At 69.4% G+C, this 17,828-nt stretch carries 19 protein-coding genes; 9 read left to right on the top strand and 10 right to left on the bottom strand.

What is annotated here, in order from left to right; genetic code table 11:
- Positions 1–8: 8 nt before the first annotated feature.
- Positions 9–707: a class I SAM-dependent methyltransferase gene (locus tag AC1Q5B_RS04190; protein ID WP_492630466.1), complete on the bottom strand. Its 699-nt coding sequence runs from the start codon at positions 705–707 to the stop codon at positions 9–11.
- A gap of 67 nt (positions 708–774) precedes the next feature.
- Positions 775–1,323, bottom strand: a complete 549-nt coding sequence (locus AC1Q5B_RS04185) for a DUF2058 domain-containing protein (protein WP_492630465.1) — start codon at positions 1,321–1,323, stop codon at positions 775–777.
- A 68-nt stretch (positions 1,324–1,391) separates the two neighbouring features.
- Here AC1Q5B_RS04185 and AC1Q5B_RS04180 point away from each other — a divergent pair, with 68 nt between their 5' ends.
- The 3 genes from AC1Q5B_RS04180 to AC1Q5B_RS04170 all read left to right on the top strand — a co-directional run bounded on the left by AC1Q5B_RS04180 (position 1,392) and on the right by AC1Q5B_RS04170 (position 2,829).
- Positions 1,392–1,892 (top strand): YgjP-like metallopeptidase domain-containing protein, encoded by a 501-nt coding sequence (locus AC1Q5B_RS04180; RefSeq protein WP_492630464.1) that lies wholly within the window; start codon positions 1,392–1,394, stop codon positions 1,890–1,892.
- An 83-nt stretch (positions 1,893–1,975) separates the two neighbouring features.
- Positions 1,976–2,317 (top strand): cupin domain-containing protein, encoded by a 342-nt coding sequence (locus tag AC1Q5B_RS04175; RefSeq protein ID WP_492630463.1) that lies wholly within the window; start codon positions 1,976–1,978, stop codon positions 2,315–2,317.
- A gap of 29 nt (positions 2,318–2,346) precedes the next feature.
- A complete protein-coding gene (locus tag AC1Q5B_RS04170; RefSeq protein WP_492630944.1) occupies positions 2,347–2,829 on the top strand; it encodes a DUF421 domain-containing protein in 483 nt (160 codons plus the stop codon).
- Positions 2,830–2,835: 6 nt separating this feature from the next.
- Here AC1Q5B_RS04170 and AC1Q5B_RS04165 read toward each other — a convergent pair whose 3' ends face one another.
- Both AC1Q5B_RS04165 and AC1Q5B_RS04160 read right to left on the bottom strand, forming a co-directional pair.
- Complete coding sequence (locus AC1Q5B_RS04165) at positions 2,836–3,267, bottom strand: hypothetical protein (RefSeq protein WP_492630462.1); 432 nt, start codon at positions 3,265–3,267, stop codon at positions 2,836–2,838.
- A gap of 15 nt (positions 3,268–3,282) precedes the next feature.
- A complete protein-coding gene (locus AC1Q5B_RS04160) occupies positions 3,283–3,903 on the bottom strand; it encodes a hypothetical protein (protein WP_492630461.1) in 621 nt (206 codons plus the stop codon).
- A gap of 57 nt (positions 3,904–3,960) precedes the next feature.
- Here AC1Q5B_RS04160 and AC1Q5B_RS04155 point away from each other — a divergent pair, with 57 nt between their 5' ends.
- Both AC1Q5B_RS04155 and AC1Q5B_RS04150 read left to right on the top strand, forming a co-directional pair.
- Entirely contained in the window at positions 3,961–4,569 is a 609-nt protein-coding gene (locus AC1Q5B_RS04155; protein ID WP_492630460.1) for a cysteine hydrolase family protein, read from the top strand.
- A gap of 28 nt (positions 4,570–4,597) precedes the next feature.
- Entirely contained in the window at positions 4,598–5,140 is a 543-nt protein-coding gene (locus AC1Q5B_RS04150; protein ID WP_492630459.1) for a YdeI/OmpD-associated family protein, read from the top strand.
- Positions 5,141–5,205: 65 nt separating this feature from the next.
- On the opposite strand, the gene AC1Q5B_RS04145 is transcribed toward AC1Q5B_RS04150, so the two are convergent.
- A complete protein-coding gene (locus tag AC1Q5B_RS04145) occupies positions 5,206–5,514 on the bottom strand; it encodes a putative quinol monooxygenase (protein WP_492630458.1) in 309 nt (102 codons plus the stop codon).
- Entirely contained in the window at positions 5,514–6,191 is a 678-nt protein-coding gene (locus AC1Q5B_RS04140) for a type 1 glutamine amidotransferase domain-containing protein (RefSeq protein WP_492630457.1), read from the bottom strand. The genes AC1Q5B_RS04145 and AC1Q5B_RS04140 overlap by 1 nt, the downstream gene beginning before the upstream one ends.
- A gap of 124 nt (positions 6,192–6,315) precedes the next feature.
- Here AC1Q5B_RS04140 and AC1Q5B_RS04135 point away from each other — a divergent pair, with 124 nt between their 5' ends.
- The gene (locus AC1Q5B_RS04135) at positions 6,316–7,242 is read left to right on the top strand and encodes a LysR family transcriptional regulator (RefSeq protein ID WP_492630456.1); all 927 of its coding nucleotides are present in this window, start codon (positions 6,316–6,318) and stop codon (positions 7,240–7,242) included.
- 267 nt (positions 7,243–7,509) lie between these two features.
- Here AC1Q5B_RS04135 and dcp read toward each other — a convergent pair whose 3' ends face one another.
- Positions 7,510–9,657 carry a peptidyl-dipeptidase Dcp gene (dcp, locus tag AC1Q5B_RS04130; RefSeq protein WP_492630455.1) on the bottom strand — a complete coding sequence of 716 codons (2,148 nt, stop codon included), beginning with the start codon at positions 9,655–9,657 and terminating at the stop codon, positions 7,510–7,512.
- A gap of 221 nt (positions 9,658–9,878) precedes the next feature.
- On the opposite strand from dcp, the gene folE reads away from it, so the two are divergent.
- Together folE and AC1Q5B_RS04120 are read left to right on the top strand one after the other, a co-directional pair.
- Positions 9,879–10,484 carry a GTP cyclohydrolase I FolE gene (gene folE, locus AC1Q5B_RS04125; protein WP_492630454.1) on the top strand — a complete coding sequence of 202 codons (606 nt, stop codon included), beginning with the start codon at positions 9,879–9,881 and terminating at the stop codon, positions 10,482–10,484.
- A 145-nt stretch (positions 10,485–10,629) separates the two neighbouring features.
- On the top strand, positions 10,630–11,013 hold the full coding sequence (locus tag AC1Q5B_RS04120; RefSeq protein WP_492630453.1) for a YchJ family protein: 384 nt from the start codon (positions 10,630–10,632) through the stop codon (positions 11,011–11,013).
- Between the two features lie 13 nt (positions 11,014–11,026).
- Here AC1Q5B_RS04120 and AC1Q5B_RS04115 read toward each other — a convergent pair whose 3' ends face one another.
- Together AC1Q5B_RS04115 and AC1Q5B_RS04110 are read right to left on the bottom strand one after the other, a co-directional pair.
- A complete protein-coding gene (locus tag AC1Q5B_RS04115) occupies positions 11,027–13,888 on the bottom strand; it encodes a serine/threonine protein kinase (protein ID WP_492630452.1) in 2,862 nt (953 codons plus the stop codon).
- A 71-nt stretch (positions 13,889–13,959) separates the two neighbouring features.
- Entirely contained in the window at positions 13,960–15,291 is a 1,332-nt protein-coding gene (locus tag AC1Q5B_RS04110; protein ID WP_492630451.1) for a M20 family metallopeptidase, read from the bottom strand.
- A gap of 179 nt (positions 15,292–15,470) precedes the next feature.
- Between AC1Q5B_RS04110 and AC1Q5B_RS04105 the strand changes: the two genes are divergently transcribed.
- A complete protein-coding gene (locus tag AC1Q5B_RS04105; protein WP_492630450.1) occupies positions 15,471–16,259 on the top strand; it encodes a TSUP family transporter in 789 nt (262 codons plus the stop codon).
- Positions 16,260–16,414: 155 nt separating this feature from the next.
- On the opposite strand, the gene AC1Q5B_RS04100 is transcribed toward AC1Q5B_RS04105, so the two are convergent.
- Entirely contained in the window at positions 16,415–17,728 is a 1,314-nt protein-coding gene (locus tag AC1Q5B_RS04100; RefSeq protein WP_492630449.1) for an amidohydrolase, read from the bottom strand.
- Positions 17,729–17,828: the final 100 nt, after the last annotated feature.

The following is a 17,828-nucleotide window of genomic DNA, read 5'->3' as shown; positions in this document are numbered from 1 at the left end:
GGACTAGCCTACCGCGTCGTGCGTGCGCACCAGCCGTGGATCATCCCGGCCTGGTGGAACCGCAGCGGCGGCAGGAATCCGCCGGCTTCCGCCAGCGCGGCGACGCGGTCGGGCGGCAGGATGGCGACGTCGCGGGCGTAGTTGGCGCGGATCTGGCCGAGCGCTTCATCGTCGAGGCCGGCGCCGGACATCGTCTCCATCCACAGCTTCAGCATTGCCGGGTAGTCGGATGCGTCGGTATCCCAGGCCAGGTCGGCCCACGCCAGCGTGCCGCCCGGGCGCAAACGGCGCGCGATCGAAGCGAAGAAAGCGGTGCGCACGGCGGGATCGAGCAGGAACTGCGAGACCAGCAGGCAGGTGGCGGCATCGAACGCCGCCGTCTCCGGCAGCGTGTCGACGAGATCGGCATGGAACCGGCAGCGATCGGCGAAGCCCTCGCGTCCGGCGCGCTCGCGGCAGGCGGCGATCATCTGCGTGGACGGATCCAGCGCGACGAAGGTCCAGCGCGGGAAACGCCGCGCGAAGTGCGCGATCTCCGCGCCGGTGCCCGCGCCGACGCAGAGCACCCGTGCGTCTTCCGGCAGTCCCGCGAACACGGTTTCCATCAGGAACAGCAGGCTCTCGCGGATCGGCGCCATGCGCACCCAGCGCGCGTCGTAGCCGGCGGCCTGCTGATCGAAGAGGGCGTCGAGTTCGTGCTGCTGCATGGCGGTCTCCGCAAGGCGTCTCATTCCACCCTACACGCCGCGTCAAGCCCGGCGGTGAGGCCGGCCGTCACCACATCAGGTCGTCGGGCACCTTGAACTGCGCGTAGTACGCGTCGTCCTCGGAGGTGCTGGTCGCGGTTTCCGCCAGCTGGCCGTGGTCGAGCACGATCAGGCTCGCGTCGCGCTCGCGCACCTTGTCGGCCGCCACGCGCGGCAGCAGCTCGTAACGGTCGTCGATACGCGCGATGACCAGCACGCCGGCGGCCAGCTTCTTCTTCAGGTCCTCGTTGACCAGCAGCGTGCGGATGGCGCCGTCGGCGGTGAAGCGGTACTCCACTTCGCCGCTGCGCGGCACCTTGCGGTCGCTGATGATCTGGCGCGCCTGCGCGCGCAGTTCGGCGGTGCGCGCCTGCGCCTTGCGCTCGGCTTCGAGGGCGCGGTCGCGCTCGGCCTTCTCGGCGCGTGCGCGTTCGGCCTCGCGCTGGATCTCATTGGGCACGGCCTGGCCCTTGGCGTGGCGCGCCTTGTTCTGTTCGCGCGCGACTTCGGCCAGCTTGGACTTCTTGACCAGCCCGGCCTTCAGCAGCTGCTCCTGCAGCGGATTTCCCTTCGCCATGTCATGCGTGCTTCGTGGTGATTTCGCGGCATCATACCCGCCCGCCACGCCGCCGATGCCCGCATTCGATGGAGCCGCTGAAGTACCTTGCCGGTTATCCCCAGGACCTGCAGGCGCGCGTGCGCGCGCTGATCGCCGAGGAGCGTCTGGGACCAATGCTGGCGCAGAAATACGCGACGCCGCATGCAGTGCGCAGCGACGGCCAGCTGTACGACTACGTGCAGGCGCTGAAGGAGCATCACCTGCGCCGCTCGGTGCCGCTGGGCAAGGTGGTCTACGACAGCACGCTGCAGGTGATGAAGCACGCGCTGGGCACGCATACGGCGATCTCGCGCGTGCACGGCGGCCGGCTCAAGGCCAGCCGCGAGATCCGCATCGCCACCGTGTTCCGCGATGCCCCGGCCGACTTCCTGAAGATGATCGCCGTGCACGAACTCGCGCACCTGAAGGAGGCCGACCACAACAAGGCCTTCTATCAGCTGTGCACGCACATGGAGCCGGACTATCACCAGCTGGAATTCGACCTGCGGTTGTACCTGACGCAATTGGAGATGCCATCGGGCAAGTAGTGTGACGCCCAGCCGGAGCGTGTTGACGCCCTCGCGACGCATCGCCGGCGAAGCTGGCCGCCCGTCACTTGCGTATGCGCACCATGAAATCCCGACATCTCCGCATGGGCATCGGCTTCCTGCCGCTCTTCGAAGCCAACGGCGTGCAGGCGGCGCAAATGGTGATCAGGCCGGGCGGCAAGGAAGGTGGGCCGGACAACCGGCATCGCGGGGCGGACCAGTGGCTGTACGTGACCGAGGGCACCGGCGTGGCGATCGTGGAGGGCGCGCGTCGTGCGTTGCGCGCCGGCAGCCTGCTGCTGATCGAGCGCGGTGAGCGCCACGAGATCCGTGCGACCGGTCGCACGCCGCTGAAGACGGTGAACTTCTACTCGCCGCCGGCCTACACCGCCGAGGGCGACGAGCGCCCGGCCGGAAAACCCTGATCGACGAGGCGACGACGATGGACAGCGTGATGCGCAGCCTGTTCGACCTGGGCATGCCGTGGTGGGAGTTCGTACTGCGGGCGATGGTCGTGTACGTGGTGGTGCTGGTGATGGTGCGCCTGAGCGGCAAGCGCACGGTGGGGCAGTTCACGCCGTTCGACCTGCTGGTCGTGGTGCTGCTGGGCACGGCGGTGCAGAACTCGTTGATCGGCGAGGACACGTCATTGCTCGGCGGCCTGATCCTGGCGGCGACGCTGCTCGGATTGAACGCGAGCGTGGGCAAGCTTTCCTCCCGCTTCCGTCGTTTCGACGAACTGGTGGAGGGCCGGCCGGTGATCCTGGTGCGGCATGGCCACCTGTTCCGCGACGAACTGGCGCGGCAGTCGCTGAGCGAACACGATTTCGCCATCGCCCGGCGTTCGGCGGGTTACGCGACGCTGGGCGAGATCGCGTTGGCGGTGCTGGAATCGTCGGGAGAGATCACGTTCATCAGGCGCAAGGCAGATGCCTGAGCAGGATCAATGGACGAGGCGGGCGGCGACGCTCTCCAGATCGTAGGCGAATCCCCCGTCGGCGAGCTGCACGATGTCGGCGCCAGCCGCAGCCTGCAGGAACGCGGTGCTGATCTGATAGCCGCCCGCCCGGGCGGGCGAGACATGGCCGGCGATGCGCGCATCGGACTCGGCCTGGCCCAGCAGCTCGCCGAACGCGACCACGCGAAGCACCAGCGCCGCCTCTTCCTGCGGACTGAGGCCATGGCCGCTGACCTGCCGCGTGATCGCATCCATGCCCATGCAGGGCAGGTCCTCGCCTTCGTAATCGGCCAGCGGCATGACGCCGGTCATCACCGCCTGGAACACATCGATGCCGAAGGTCAGCAGGGCAGGGTCGACCGGCACCACGTCGGCGAGCGGAGACGGGGACGTGGCGAACGGGCGTGGCGTCGACATGCGCGCTGCGGGGCGTCAGTGCTTGCGGCCCAGCATCTGGTCGCGCGCCTGCTCCGCGCGAGAGGCGCCGATCGCCGTCTCCACCTGCTTCACCTCTTCCGGCGGCGGCAGCACGGCCGGCATGCCGAGCGACTGGATCCACAGTTCGCGGCACCAGCCCATCGTGTGGTACAGGTGGTGATCCTCGTCCTTCTCGACCGCCTTGTACGCGGGCTCCAGCACCTTGCCCAGCTCGCCGCCCTGCTCGGCGATCTTGCCGATCAGTTCCCAGTTCTGGTGATCCTTGGTTTCGGCGAGCACGACGCACTCGGCGGCGACCAGCTCGGCGGCATCGGGCGTGCCGTCCTGCATCGCCATCCGGATGGCCTGGACCAGCGCGGCGCCCTGGTGCGCGACGACGCGCCGGCCGGGCGAGTCTTCTTCGGTGTCCAGACCGAGCTGCTGGAAGACGCGCGTGAGGATCTGCTCATGCGTGCGTGTTTCGTCCAGATACTCGCCCCATTCCTTCTTCAGATCGCCGTTGACCGCCGCCTCGATTGCAGCGGTGTAGATCTGGATGCCGCCGCGCTCGGTTTCGAGGGCCTGCAGCAGCAGTTCGTGGACCTGGGTCGTGTTGACGTGGCGGGAACGTGCCATGGCTAGACTCCGTGATGGAAAGAGCCTTGTTTTTAGGCGCTCGGACGCAAACACGAGGTGACGACAGTGCATGCACGGCATTCACAACGCGGAACAGGCGGTGAGCCGGGCGCCGCCGCGTTGCTGGTGCTCGACATGGTCAACCTGTTCGATTTCGATGGCGGCGCCGCGCTGGGGCGCGCGGCCGTCCGCATTGCGCCGGCGATCGCGGCGTTGCGCGCACGCTTCGACGCGGCGGGTGCGCCGACCATTTACGTCAACGACAACTTCGCGCGGTGGCAGGGAGGATTCGACGATCTGGTCGCCGCCTGCCGCGAAGCCGGCGGCCCGCCCGCCGCGCTGGTGAAACGGCTGGCGCCGCGTCCGCACGACTACCATGTGCTGAAGCCGAAGCATTCCGGTTTCCTTGCTACGCCGCTGCCGATCCTGCTCGCCAAGCTCGGCGTGCGCAGGCTGGTGCTGGCGGGCGTGTCGGCCGACTCCTGCGTATTGGCCACCGCCCAGGACGCCAACATGCGCGAGTTCGCCCTGTGGGTCCCCGGCGACGCCGTGGCGGCGATCAGCGAGGCGAGGCGGCGCACCGCCCTGGCGCTGCTCTCGCGGACATTGCGGGCCGACATCCGGTCGACGCGTGCCGTGGCGGATGTGTTTCCCGTGCCCGCTTGAGCACGTCGCCCCGCGCTACCATCGCGCCATGACCGCCGCGATCCGCTTCTCCGCCGTGTTGCGTCGTCCCGCCGAGCCCAAGGGTGCGACATGGACTTTCCTGGTGTTGCCGAACGCCGCCAGCGCGAAGCTGCCGGCACGCGGCATGACGACGGTGGAGGGCACGTTCGCAGGCCAGCCGTTCCAGGCCACGCTGGAACCCGACGGCGATGGCAGCCACTGGTTGAAGGTCGGGAAAGCGCTGCGCGACGCCGCCGGTGTCGCCGCCGGCGACAGGATCGAGTTGGCGATCGCGCCGGTGAAGGAAGAGCCCGAGCCGGTAGTGCCTCCCGACGTCCGCAAGGCGCTCGCCGCCGCGCCGGAGGCGAAAGCGGTCTGGACACGCCTGACGCCGGTGGCGCGCCGCGACTGGATCCACTGGATGACGTCCGGCAAGAAGGCCGAGACGCGCGTGAAACGCATCGCCACCGCCTGCGACATGCTCGCCTCCGGCAAGCGCCGCGCGTGCTGCTTCGACCGCTCGGGCATGTACAGCAAGGGCAACATGGGCGCGCCCGTCGCGAGGGAGTGACGGGCCTCGGTCTTGCCGCCACGGTGATCGCCTGCGGCGGGCATGCACGATGCACGCACGCGCGACTAACGCGCGGCGTAGGCCTCCAGCAGTTCCACGCGCCGGTCGGCCAGCAGCGGCAGGATGCGTTCCACCACCAGGGCGCCGTAGTGCGGCGACTGGCGATGCGCTTCCACCGCCGCGGCGTCGCGATACCGCTCCACCAGCAGCACCTCGTCCGCGGCCTCGACGGACCGGAACACGGCGTACGCCAGGCAACCCGGTTCGTCGAGCGAAGCGGCACGCAGCTCGGCGACGTGCGCGAGCACGTCGTCGAGATGGCCCTGCCTGACCCGCCAGCGCGCGACCACGGTGATCGGTGCCGGCGCGTCCATCAGCGGTCGCTCCGCAGGGCGGCGACGATGGCTTCGCCGACCTGCGTGCCCGAGGCTGGGTTCTGCCCGGTGATCAGGCGGCCGTCGACCTTCAGCTTCGGCTGCCACGGTGCGGCGGCTTCGTACACGCCACCTTCTTCGCGCAGCGCGCTTTCCAGGTCGAACGGCACGTCGGCGCGGGCGTAGCCGTCTTCCTCGGCGGTGGAGAAGCCGGTGACCTGGCGGCCGCGCACCAGCGGCGTGCCGTCGGCCAGCGTCACGCCCAGCAGCGCGGCCGGACCATGACAGACGGCGGCGACGATCCTGCCGGCATCCCATGCACGACGGACCAGCGCCTGCACCTCCAGATTGCCGGTGATGTCGACCATCGGGCCGAGACCGCCGGGAAAGAACACCGCGTCGTAGTCGAGCACGTCGACCTCGGCGAGCTTGCGGCTACGGTTGAGGCGGCGGAACGCGGCGCTGTCGAGGAACGCGGCCTGTGCGGGGTCGCTGCCGTCGAAGCCGTCGTGCGGCGTCTGGCCGCCCAGCGGCGAGGCGAACTCGACGGCGACGCCGGCCTGGTCGAGGACCTCGAACGGGTGTGCGATCTCGGGAAAGAAGAAGCCGGTAGCGCGGTCGTGGGGGCCGATCTTGCCGGCATTTGTCACAACAAACAGGACATGCTTGACGCTCATGACACACTCCTTCTGTTCGGAAAGCCCGGCGATTCCGAGCGAAACGAACAGTAGGCGCATGCCGTGGAGGCGGGTAGCACCGCCGCGATTGACGTATTGTCACACCCAATATGACAATCGGGTCGTGAGCCATCATCCGTCCCCGATCCTGGACGAACTGCGCGCCATGGCGGTGTTCGCCACCGTCGTGCGCAGCGGCAGCTTCGCCGCGGGCGCCCGCGCGCTGGGACTGACCCGCGCCGTGGTCAGCCACCACATCCGCGTGCTGGAGACGAAGCTCGGCGTGCCGCTCGCGCAACGGAGCACGCGCAGCTTCAGCCTGACACCGGCAGGCGAGGCGTTCCGCGTGCACTGCGAGCGCCTGCTGGACGAAGCGCACGACGGCATCCGTGGGATGGAGCTGCTGCGCGCCGAGCCGCGCGGCGAAGTGCGCATCACCTGTTCGCACCATTTCGGCAACAAGCGCATCCTGCCGGCGCTGCTTGAGTTCCGGCGCCGTTATCCGGCGATCCGCCTGCACGTGGCGATGAACGATGCGAACGTGGACCTGGTGCAGCAGGGTATCGAGCTGGCCGTGCGTGCCGGGCCGCTGGCCGACTCCGACCTGGTCGCACGCCGGTTGGTGCGCGAGCCGACGCTGCTGTGCGCCGCGCCGTCCTACCTGCGCCGCCATCGCGCGCCGGCGTCGGTGGTCGAACTGGACCAGCACCGCTGGGTCGTCTATCCGCCGAGCCTGCGGTCGGTGACGGTCGGCGTCGACGGCGTGTCCGTCGACGTGCCGGTGCAGGGCGACCTGGTCACCGACAGCGCGGCGTCGCGCTTGGCCTTCGTGCTGGCCGGCGAAGGCATCGCGCGCCTGCCTGCGTACGACGCCGCGGCGCCGATCGCATCGGGCGATCTGGTGCGCGTGCTGCCCGACGTCGAGACGCCGCCGCTGGAGATCTTCCTGGTGCATGGTCGCCGGATCGGTCCGAGTGCGCGCCTGCTGCGGGATTTCCTGCTGGAGGATGCGGGGAACGCGGCCGACGGGCCTCAGCGCGAGACGGCGTAACGCTCCACCAGGCGTACTGCAGTCGTGCAGTCGTGCAGTCGTGCAGCCGTCTTCGTTGCGCATCGCCGAGCAGCTCGACGTCGTGCCCGGCCTGCATCAGCGCATGGCCGAGCGCGGCCAGCGGCCGCGTATCGCCTTCGGTGCCGTAGGTGATGATCAGCAGCTTCATGGCGCGGAGCATACGGGCGAGCGGCCGCCGGGACTTTCACCGACAGCAGAAGGCCCGCTTGCGCGGGCCTTCGTGCGTGCTGCGGAGGGTGCCTGGCCTCACTTCAGGCCGCGATGTTCCAGCAATGGTTCGACGCTGGGGTCCTTGCCGCGGAACTCGCGGTAGGCGGCCGCCAGATCGCGCGAGTGGCCGATCGACAGTACCTTGTCGCGGAAGACCTGGCCGTTCTCGCGGGTCAGGCCGCCGTGCTCGCGGAACCACTGGAAGGCGTCGTGGTCCAGCACTTCCGCGCCGAAGTAGGCGTAGTAGCCGGCTGCGTAGCCGCCGCCCCAGATGTGGCTGAAGTAGCTGGTGCGGTAGCGCGGCGGCACCGCGGCGATGTCCACCTTGTATGTGGCCAGCGCCTGCTTCTCGAAGGCGTCGACGTCCTGCTTGCCGCTGCCGGCGGGCAGGGTGTGCCATGCCAGGTCCAGCAGCGCGGCCGACAGGTATTCGGTGGTCGCATAGCCCTGGTTGAAGGTGCGCGCCTTGACGATCTTGTCGACCAGCGCCTGCGGCATCGCTTCGCCGGTCTGGTGGTGCTTGGCGTAGTTGGCGAACACCTTCGGGTCCAGCGCCCAGTGCTCGTTGAACTGCGACGGGAACTCGACGAAGTCGCGCGGCACGTTGGTGCCGGCCACGCTGGGGTACTGCGTCTTCGAGAAGAAGCCGTGCAGCGCATGTCCGAATTCGTGGAACAGCGTGGTCACGTCGTCGAAGCTCAGCAGGGCGGGCTGGCCGGCGGCAGGCTTGGTGAAGTTCTCCACGTTGTAGACCACCGGGATGTCGCCGGTCAGGCCGTTCTGCTCGACGAAGTTGCCCATCCACGCGCCGCCCTGCTTGCTCTCGCGCTTGAACGGGTCCAGGTAGAACAGCGCCAGCTGCTTGCCGTCGGCGTCCATGATGTCGAACACGCGCACGTCCGGGTGGTAGACCGGGATGTCCTTGCGTTCCTTCGCGGTGATGCCGTAGAGCTCGTGCGCGGCGAAGAACACGCCGTCCTTCAGCACGCGGTCCAGCTCGAAGTACGGTCTGATCTGCGACTCGTCCAGGTCGAACTCGGCCTTGCGCACCTGTTCGGCATAGAAATCCCAGTCGGCCGCGCCGGCAGTGAAGCCGCCCTTCTGCGCGTCGACCACGCCCTGGATCTTCGCCAGTTCGGCGCGCGCACGTGCGGTGGCGGCGGGTACGGTGTCGGTGAGCAGCTTCAGCGCGACCTCGGGCGTGCCGGCCATCTGGTCGGCGATGCTGTAGGCGGCGTAGTTCGGGAAGCCCAGCAGCTGCGCCTTGCGCGCGCGCAGTTCGGCCAGGCGCTGGATCGTGGCGCGGGTGTCGTTGCCGTCGCCCTTCTCGGCGCGGCCGAGCGAGGCGGCCATCAGCTGCTCGCGCAGCGCGCGGTCCTTCAGCGAGCCCAGCGACGGCTGCTGCGTGGTGTTCTGCAGGCTCAACAGCCACTGGCCGTCCTTGCCGGCCGCCTTGGCGGCATCGGCGGCGGCGGCGATCGCGCCTTCGTCCAGGCCGTCCAGCTTCGCCTTGTCGGTGACGAACACACCGCCCGCATTGCCGGCCGCCAGCAGCTTGTTGCCGAAGGCGGTGGTCAGCGAGGACTCCTCGCTGTTGAGTGTGCGCAGCTCGGCCTTGTCGGTGTCGGACAGCTGCGCGCCGGCGCGCACGAAGCCGTCGTAGGTGTGCTCGACCACGGTCTTCTGCTCCGGCGTCAGGCCGAGCGCGTCGCGCTGGTCGTAGACGGATTTCACGCGGGCGAAGAGCTTGGGATCCAGGTGGATGCTGTCGCTGTGCTCGGCCAGCTTCGGCGCCAGCGCTTCCTCGGCGGCCTGCAACGCGGGATTGGTGTTGGCGCCGGTCATCGCGAAGAAGACCGTGGTCGCGCGCGTCAGCAGCGTGCCGCTGCGCTCCAGCGCTTCGAAGGTGTTGGCGAACGTGGCCGGCTCGGCGTTGTCGGCGATCTTGCGCACCTCGGCGAGATGCTGGCGCATGCCTTCCTCGATGGCGGGCTGGTAGTCGGCGTCCTTGATCCTGTCGAACGGCGGCGCCTGGAACGGCAGCGTGCTGGCAGTGAACAGGGGGTTCTCGCCCTGGGCGGGCGTGGCGGCGGTGGCGGGCATGGCGGATTCGGCAGCGGGGCGGTCGCCGCAGGCGGACAGGGCGACGGCGATGGCGGAGGAAAGCAACAGCGTACGCAGCATGGAGGTACTCCGGAACGGGCAGCGGTAAGCACGACGGGAGCGCCCGTCACGGTGGTGGACCGGCGCATAGCGTGCGCCCGCGGAGGTCGCTTGGCGAGTGCCGGACGGCGGGTCGGCATATCGGGCAAGGTGGCCGGGCCGCATCCGCGGGGCGGCAAGCGCCGTAGAGGGCGGGCAGGACAGATGCGTTATCCTCCACGCCCCCCGCAGGAATCCACGCGATGAGCCAGTCCGACGACAAATCCGGCAAGGTGACCCAGGCGCAGGCCGAGGACGCCGTGCGCGTGCTGCTGGAGTGGGCGGGCGAGGATCCCTCGCGCGAAGGTCTGCTGGACACGCCCAAGCGCGTGGCCAAGGCGTACCGCGACTGGTTCAGCGGCTACCAGATGGATCCGCGCGAGTACCTGGCGCGCACGTTCGAGGAAGTCGCCGGCTACGACGAGATGATCGTGCTACGCGACATCGAGTTCGAGAGCCACTGCGAGCACCACATGGCGCCGATCATCGGCCGCGCGCACGTGGGCTACCTGCCCGACGGCAAGGTGGTGGGTATCAGCAAGCTGGCGCGCGTGGTGGACGTGTACGCGCGCCGCTTCCAGGTGCAGGAGAAGATGACCGCGCAGATCGCGCAGTGCATCCAGGACGTGCTCCAGCCGCGCGGCGTGGCGGTCGTGGTCGATGGTGCGCACGAATGCATGACCACGCGCGGCGTGCACAAGCGCGGCGTCAGCATGGTGACCAGCAAGATGCTGGGCACGTTCCGGGAGGATGCGCGCACGCGCGCGGAGTTCCTGCGCTTCATCGAGACGGGTAACGGGCGGCGTTGAGCGTCTGCTGCCGATGTAGGAGCGACGTAAGTCGCGACCGCACGGCGTCGGTATCCTGTTGCCTGTCGTACCGCACGATGTCCACTTTCCTGCTGTCTGAATATCAGCGGTCGCGACTTACGTCGCTCCTACAGGATGCGCCCGCATGACCCTCTGCCCCTGCGGCACCGGCCGCGACTACGCGGCCTGCTGCGGCCGCTACCACGCGGGCGAGCCCGCACCCGATGCCGAAGCGCTGATGCGCTCGCGCTACAGCGCCTTCGTGCTCGGCGATGCCGATTATCTGCGTGCCACATGGCATCCCGACACACGTCCCGCCGAGCTGGGGCTGGATGCGCCGGGGGCGCCGAAGACCACATGGCTGGGCCTGACGGTCAGGCAGCACCGCGTCACCGGGCCGGACACGGCGGAGGTCGAGTTCATCGCCCGCTACCGCATCGGCGGCGGCAGCGCGGTGCGCATGCAGGAACGCAGCCGCTTCGTACGCCGGGACGGGCGTTGGGTCTACGTGGACGGCGATCACCGCTGATCCGCGGAGACGGTCAGCGCAACAGCTGGAACGTGCCCGTGCGGTCCAGCGCGTCGAGCTGGGCGCGCGTGCGATGCAGCGCCTGGTGCGCCGGCCCGAACGCGGCTTCGGCGTGGGTCGTGGCCTGCACCAGCAGTGCGCGTGCGGCCGGGGTGTCGCCGCGGCCCAGGGCGATCATCGCGCGCAGCATCAGCGCGTCGCGCAGCAGCAGGCGGTTGTTGGTGGTGTCCAGGTGCTGGCGCAACGGAGCCTCCATCTGCTCCAGCATCGTGTCCGCATGCACGGGATCGCCTGCCTTCCAGGCGGTGTACGCCATCAGATAGCGGTTGTAGAACGCCATGCTGTAGGCGGACGGGTAGGCGCGCAGGGCCACCGTGTTCTGTTCGAACAGCCGGCGCGCGCGCTGCAGGTCGCCGGGGTGCCCGCGCTTCATCAGTCCCTCGGCCAACGTGATCCGGTGGATGGGCTGGGGCTGGAGGTGGCTCTTCTCGTGGTCGGCCAGCACGGTCTCCATCAGCGCGATGGACGTGTCCAGGCTGTCGTCGCCCAAGTAGAGCAACCGGCGCGCGAGCATCGAACGCGCGCGCAGGACCGTTTCGTGCTGGGGCGGATAGGCCGCCAGCAGCAGGGCTTCGGCGCGCCGCAGCCGCGCGACACCGTCCTCGGGATCGGCCTTGCCCCACATGCCCAGCAGCGAGCGCACGCGCAGCACATCGGCGAACTCCGGATGGGTGTCGCCGTAGTGCAGCCTGACGATGCGTTCGGCCTCGCCGATGGAGGCGGCGCAGTCGTCCAGCTGTCCGCCGGCGCACTGCAGGTTCGCCACCACGCGCAAGGCGCGCCCCACCAGCGGGTGCGAACCGCCCAGGCGCGCGCGGTAGTCGGCAAGCACGCTGCGGGCGATCCCCAGGCCCTCCCCGATCCGTTCCTGCAGCAGCAGGTTCTGCGCCAGGACACGGCGGGCATCGTCGGCGATCAGCGGCAGCGCGGGCGTGGCAAGTGCCGCGGCGCGCCGCAGGTCGGTGTCGGCCTGGCCGAACCGGGCCAGGCGGGTGTTCCAGTAGCCGCGCAGGGTCAGCAGTTCGGCCTGCGCGGATACCAGCTGCCGGCGTTCGGTGAGCGCGAGCGCGAGGCCGAGCGTGTCCTGCGCGGCATCGTGGTCGCCCAGGTCCCAGTGGCTGCGTGCCAGTTCGGTGAGCAGTTGCAGGCGGGCCGGCGTCGCGGCGGGCTCGTCCGGCAGGGCCAGGCCCTCGCGCGCGGCCGCCTGCGCCTCGCGCGGCTTGCCCTGCAGGTTGAGCAGCGCCGCGAGCGTGGCGTCGGCCGTGGCGCGGCCGACGGGATCGTCGCCCTGCAGCCGCGCGGCTTCCTGCGCCAGCCCCGTCGCGTGGCCGTAATCGCCGACGACCACGTAGTTGCGGGCCAGCATCGACAGCCCGCGCGCCAGCACCACCGGATGCTCCTGCAGGGGCAGGCCGCGGACCTGGCGTTCGGTGTCGCGCAGCATCGCGCGCGAGGACATCGGCGTATCGCCGAGGCCCGACAGCGTGGCGTGCCCCAGCATGCGTTCGAACACCTGCGACAGCGCCAGGCTGGACGCCGTCTCGCGCGCGGCACGGCGTTCCTGCGACACCAGCACGCCCACGCTGCCCGCCGCCACCATCACGGTCAGCAACGCCAGCGAAGCGACCAGCCGATGGCGGGACAGCAGGCGCACGCTGCGGTAGGCGATGCCACCGTCGCGTGCGGCGACCGGACGGCGCTGCAGCCACGCCTGCAGGTCGTCGCGAAGCGCCGCGATCGAGGCGTAGCGTTGCCCGGCCGCGTGCGCAACGCAGCGCGCGGCGATCGCGTCCAGGTCGCCCGCCAGGGCACGCGACAGCGCATCCCGCGTAGCGAAACCGCGGACGACGGCATTCGATACGGGGCCCTCCGAGGCCAGCCGCGACATCGGCGGCGGCCGACCCTCGTCCCGTCCCAGCACCGCCGACAGCGCGCGGGTCGTGGCGGGCGGCGTACCGCCGAGCAGGCGGTACAGCAGCACGCCCATCGACCAGACGTCCATGGTCACGGCGGGAACGGCACCGGCCAGCGCCTCCGGCGCGGTATAGCCCTCCGACGCGGCCAGCCGCGGCCCGGAATCGGCCGCCGTCAGCGACGCGGTCAGTCCGAAGTCCAGCAGCTGCACCTGGCCGGCGTCGGTGACCATCAGGTTGGAGGGCTTGATGTCCTGGTGCAGGGCGAACCGGTCGTGCGCATAGGCCAGTGCATCGCAGGCCTGCACCAGCAGCTCCACGCGCTGCCGCAGTCCCGCCTTGCGCGCATCGCACCACGCGTCGATCTGCGCGCCCTGCACATAGCGCATCGCGAACCACGGATGGCCGTCGGCCTCGATGCCGCCGTCGAACAACGTCGCGATGCCGGGATGGTCCAGTGCGGCCAGGGTTTCGCGTTCCCTGCGGAAACTCTCGACCAGGCGCGCAGAGGTCAGTTCGCGGCGGATGCACTTCAGCGCGACGCGCTGCTGGTACTGGCCATCGTCGCGCCAGGCTTCGTACACCGTGCCCATGCCGCCGGAACTCAGCATCCGCTCGATCCGCCACGGACCGAGCCGGCTGCCGACGCGCGCATCCGCTCCCGCATCGGTGGACACGGAAGCGCTGGCCGGCGATGTCAGCAGATCGAGCGAAATGTCCGGCAACAGCGCATGCCCGCCCACCTCCTGCAGGGAATCATCCGATGCCAGCAGGACGCACAGGGCACGATGGGCGTCCGGATCGCGGCGGGCGAGGTCGTCCAGCAGCGCGGTGCGCGCCGAGGGCGACATCGCGACGCTGTCGTCGAACAGTGCCAGCGCGCGGGCGAAGGCCTGGCTCACGTCGGACAGGAAAGGGTGTGCATGAGCGCGGGATTGTCGCCCCGCGTACGGCAGGCGGCAACGGGTGTCCGTCAGCCGCGGGAAGGTGCGTGCAGGTAGTCCAATGTCACTTGAAGCAGCGCGCGCAGGCCGACATCGAGCGAGCCTTCGTCGAGCATGAATTCCGGCGAATGGTTGCTGGGCGCGGCGACCGGATCGATGCCCTTGGCGGTACTGCCGACGAAGAAGAACATCGACGGCACTTCGCGCGCATAGAACGAGAAGTCCTCGGCGCCCATCTGCAGCGACGGGGTGATGACGTTGTCCGCGCCGACCACGGCCTGCAGGCTGGGCAGCATGCGGGCGGTGAGCTCCGGATTGTTGACGGTGACCGGATTGCCGTCGTTGTCGGGCACGCTGGCCTCGACCTTCGCGCCGTGCGCGGCGGCCACGTGCGTGGCGACGTTCTTCAGGTCGGCGAAGATCTTCTGCCGCATGCCGTCATCAAAGGTGCGGATGGTGCCGACCACTTCCACGTCGTCGGGAATGATGTTGTAGCGGATGCCACCCTTGATCGCGCCGAAGCTGACCACGGCCGGCAGCTTCGAAATATCGGTGCGGCGGCTGACGATGGTCTGGGTGGTGCCGATGATGTCGGCCATCGCCACGATCGGATCGATGCCGCCCCACGGCCGCGAGCCATGCGTCTGCCGGCCGATGACCTTCAGGGTGAAGGCATCCGACGCCGCCATCAACGGACCCTGGCGCACGCCGATCTGGCCGACCGGGATCGACGAGAACACGTGCAGGCCGAACACGGCCTCGGGCTTGAAGTCCTTGAACACGCCTTCGGCCAGCATCAGCGAGGCGCCCCCTTCTTCGCCGGCCGGCGCGCCTTCCTCGGCGGGCTGGAAGACCAGCAGCACTTCGCCCGGCAACTGGTCCCTCATCGCCACCAGCGACTTCGCCACTCCGAGCAGGATCCCGGTGTGCGCATCGTGGCCGCAGGCGTGCATCACGCCGACCGTCTCGCCACGGTAGGTCGCGGTCGCCTTCGATGCGAACGGCAAGTGGTTGCGCTCGGTGACCGGCAACGCATCCATGTCGGCGCGCAGCGCGATGCGCGGGCCGGGCTTGCCGCCCTTGATGACAGCGGTGACGCCGTGGTGGGCGATGCCGGTGCGCGGCTGCAGGCCGAGCTTGCGCAGCTCCTCGGCCACGCGCTTCGCCGTCTGTTCCTCGCGGTTGGACAGTTCCGGGTACTGGTGGAAATGCCGGCGCCAGTCGATCACCTGCTGCTGCATGGCCTTGCCGGCGGCGGCGACTTCGGAGCGTTGCGTGGCGGCCTCCTGCGCGCCAGCGGGAAGGGCGGCTGCCAGGGCGGTGGTCAGCAGGGAAGCAGCGAGCAGGCGTGCATGGCGCATCGTGTCGGACTCCTCAAGAGATGCTGCGATGCTAACCGCAATGGCCCTGCACGGCAGGAGGGGCTAGGCCCCGACACCAGGTCCATCGCCGGCGCGTCGGGGGTGAAGCCCCTCCTGCAGAGGAGCCACGGCTTCTAGAATAGGCGCGCGGACACGCACCGACCCCGTCCGGAATCCCCATGCCCGACCTCGCCCTGCAGGTACTCCTGCTGTTGTTCCTCGCCGCCCTGCTGGCGGGCTTCATCGATGCCATCGCGGGCGGAGGGGGCATGGTGACCATCCCGGCGATGCTGCTGGCCGGCATTCCGCCGCTGCAGGTACTGGGCACCAACAAGCTGCAGTCCCTGTTCGGCTCGGGCTCGGCGAGCTGGGCCTATGCGCGGCACGGGCATGTCGACCTGAAGGGGCAGCTGCCGATGGTGCTGACGGCGGCGTTCGGCGCCGTCGGCGGCGCGCTGCTGGCGACGGTAATTCCGGTGGACTGGCTGAAGTGGGCGCTGCCGTTCCTGCTGGTCGGCATCGCCATCTACTTCGGGTTGAAGCCCGACATCGGCCACGTCGACCGCCACCAGCGCATGCGGCCGCAGGTGTTCGCGCTGACCTTCGTTCCGGTCATCGGATTCTACGACGGCGTGTTCGGCCCGGGCACCGGCTCGTTCTTGATGCTGGGCTTCGTCGCGCTGGCAGGCTTCGGCATCCTCAAGGCCACCGCGCACACCAAGTTCCTCAACTTCGGTTCCAACCTCGGTGCGTTCATCGTGTTCGTGCTGCACGGCTCGGTGCTGTGGAAGGTCGGCCTGCTGATGGGCGCCGGCCAGTTCCTCGGTGCGCAGCTCGGCTCGCGTTTCGCGATGAAGCAGGGCGCGCGCATCATCAAGCCGCTGCTGGTGACGGTGTCGATCGCGCTGGCGATCCGCCTGCTGGCGGATCCGCAGCATCCGTTGCGGGTGTGGCTGGCGTCCTTCTGACGCGGCGGCTGGTGCTGTTGTAGGAGCGACGTGAGTCGCGACCGCACGGCACGCACTCGCATCGGCGGCGGGCGCTTCATTGCCGATGCCGGATCGGGACTTCCGGACGACGGTATTCATGCGGTCGCGACTGACGTCGCTCCTACAGAGAGCGATCAAGGGGTATGCAGGTAATCCCATGCCACCTGCAGCATCGCCTTGCTGCCGGTCTCCAGCGCCTGCTCGTCGAGCAGGAACTGCGGCGAGTGGTTGATCGGTGCGGTGGCCGGATCGATGCCCTTCGACGTCGAGCCGACGAAGAAGTAGAAACCGGGCACCGTGTTGGCGAACTGTGAGAAATCCTCGGCGATGGTCACTGGCGTCACGTCGATCACCTTGTCCTCGCCGACCGCGCGGGCCAGCGAGGGTCGCACGCGCTGCGCCAGCGCCGGCTGGTTGATCGTCGCGGGCGCGTTGTTGACCACCTTCAGTTCGGCGTTGCCTTCGCTGGCATGCGCGTAGTCGTTCGCGATGCGGCGGAACCGTGCGATCACGTCCTCGCGCACGGCCGGCTCGAAGGTGCGCAGGGTGCCGACCAGCGTCGCCTCGTCGGGAATGATGTTGAAGCGCACGCCGCTGTTGAACTGGCCGGCGGTCAGGACGACGGGATTGGCCGCGATGTTCACCTGCCGGGCGATCATGCTCTGCGTGCCGAGCAGGATCTGCGCGCCCAGCGTGATCGGATCCACGCCGTCCCATGGCCGCGACCCGTGCGTCTGCTTGCCGCGCACCACCAGCGTCCATTCGTCGGCCGCCGCCATCAACGGACCGCTGCGGTAGCCGACGGTGCCGACCGGCAGCCCGGCCCAGACATGCAGGCCGAACACCGCGTCGGGCTTGAAGTCCTTGAACACGCCGTCCTGCAGCATCAACGCGGCGCCGAACACTTCACCCGCGACCGGTGGGCCTTCCTCGGCGGGCTGGAAGACGAACATCACCTCACCGGCCAGTTCGTCCTTCGCCGCGACCAGCGCCTGCGCCACGCCCATCAGGATGGCGACGTGCGCATCGTGGCCGCAGGCATGCATCACGCCGACCGGCTGACCGCGGTACGTCGCCTTGACCTTCGACGCAAACGGCAGGTTCGTTTGTTCGGTGACCGGCAGCGCATCCATGTCGGCGCGCAGCGCGATGCGCGGGCCGGGCTTCGCGCCCTTCAGCACGGCGACCACGCCGGTCTTGCCGACGCCGGTGCGCACGGTCAGGCCGAGCGAACGCAGGTGGTCGGCGACCAGCTTCGCGGTGCGCGTTTCCTGTTCGCCGAGCTCGGGGTGCTGGTGGAGGTCGCGGCGCCACTGCACGAGCTGGGGTTGCGCGTGCTCGAGCGCGGCGAACGCCGTCGAATCGGCCGCGTGGCCGGAAAAGGGAAGCAGGGTGGTGAGCGCGAGCAGGCAGGCGGCCGGCAACAGGCGTCGAGGGCAGTGGGGCATGGAGGCAGCGGTGGCGGAGCGGAGTCCGATGCTAGCCCGGGCGGCGTGCGCGTCCAATGGTGAATCGCCATGAGGGCATGCAGGGACGCGGCTCGCATTC

It is taken from the genome of Pseudoxanthomonas sp. GW835-FHT14C01 (genome assembly GCF_058793715.1).
Note: the sequence above shows the minus strand (reverse complement) of the source record. Positions and strands in the feature narration are given on the sequence as shown.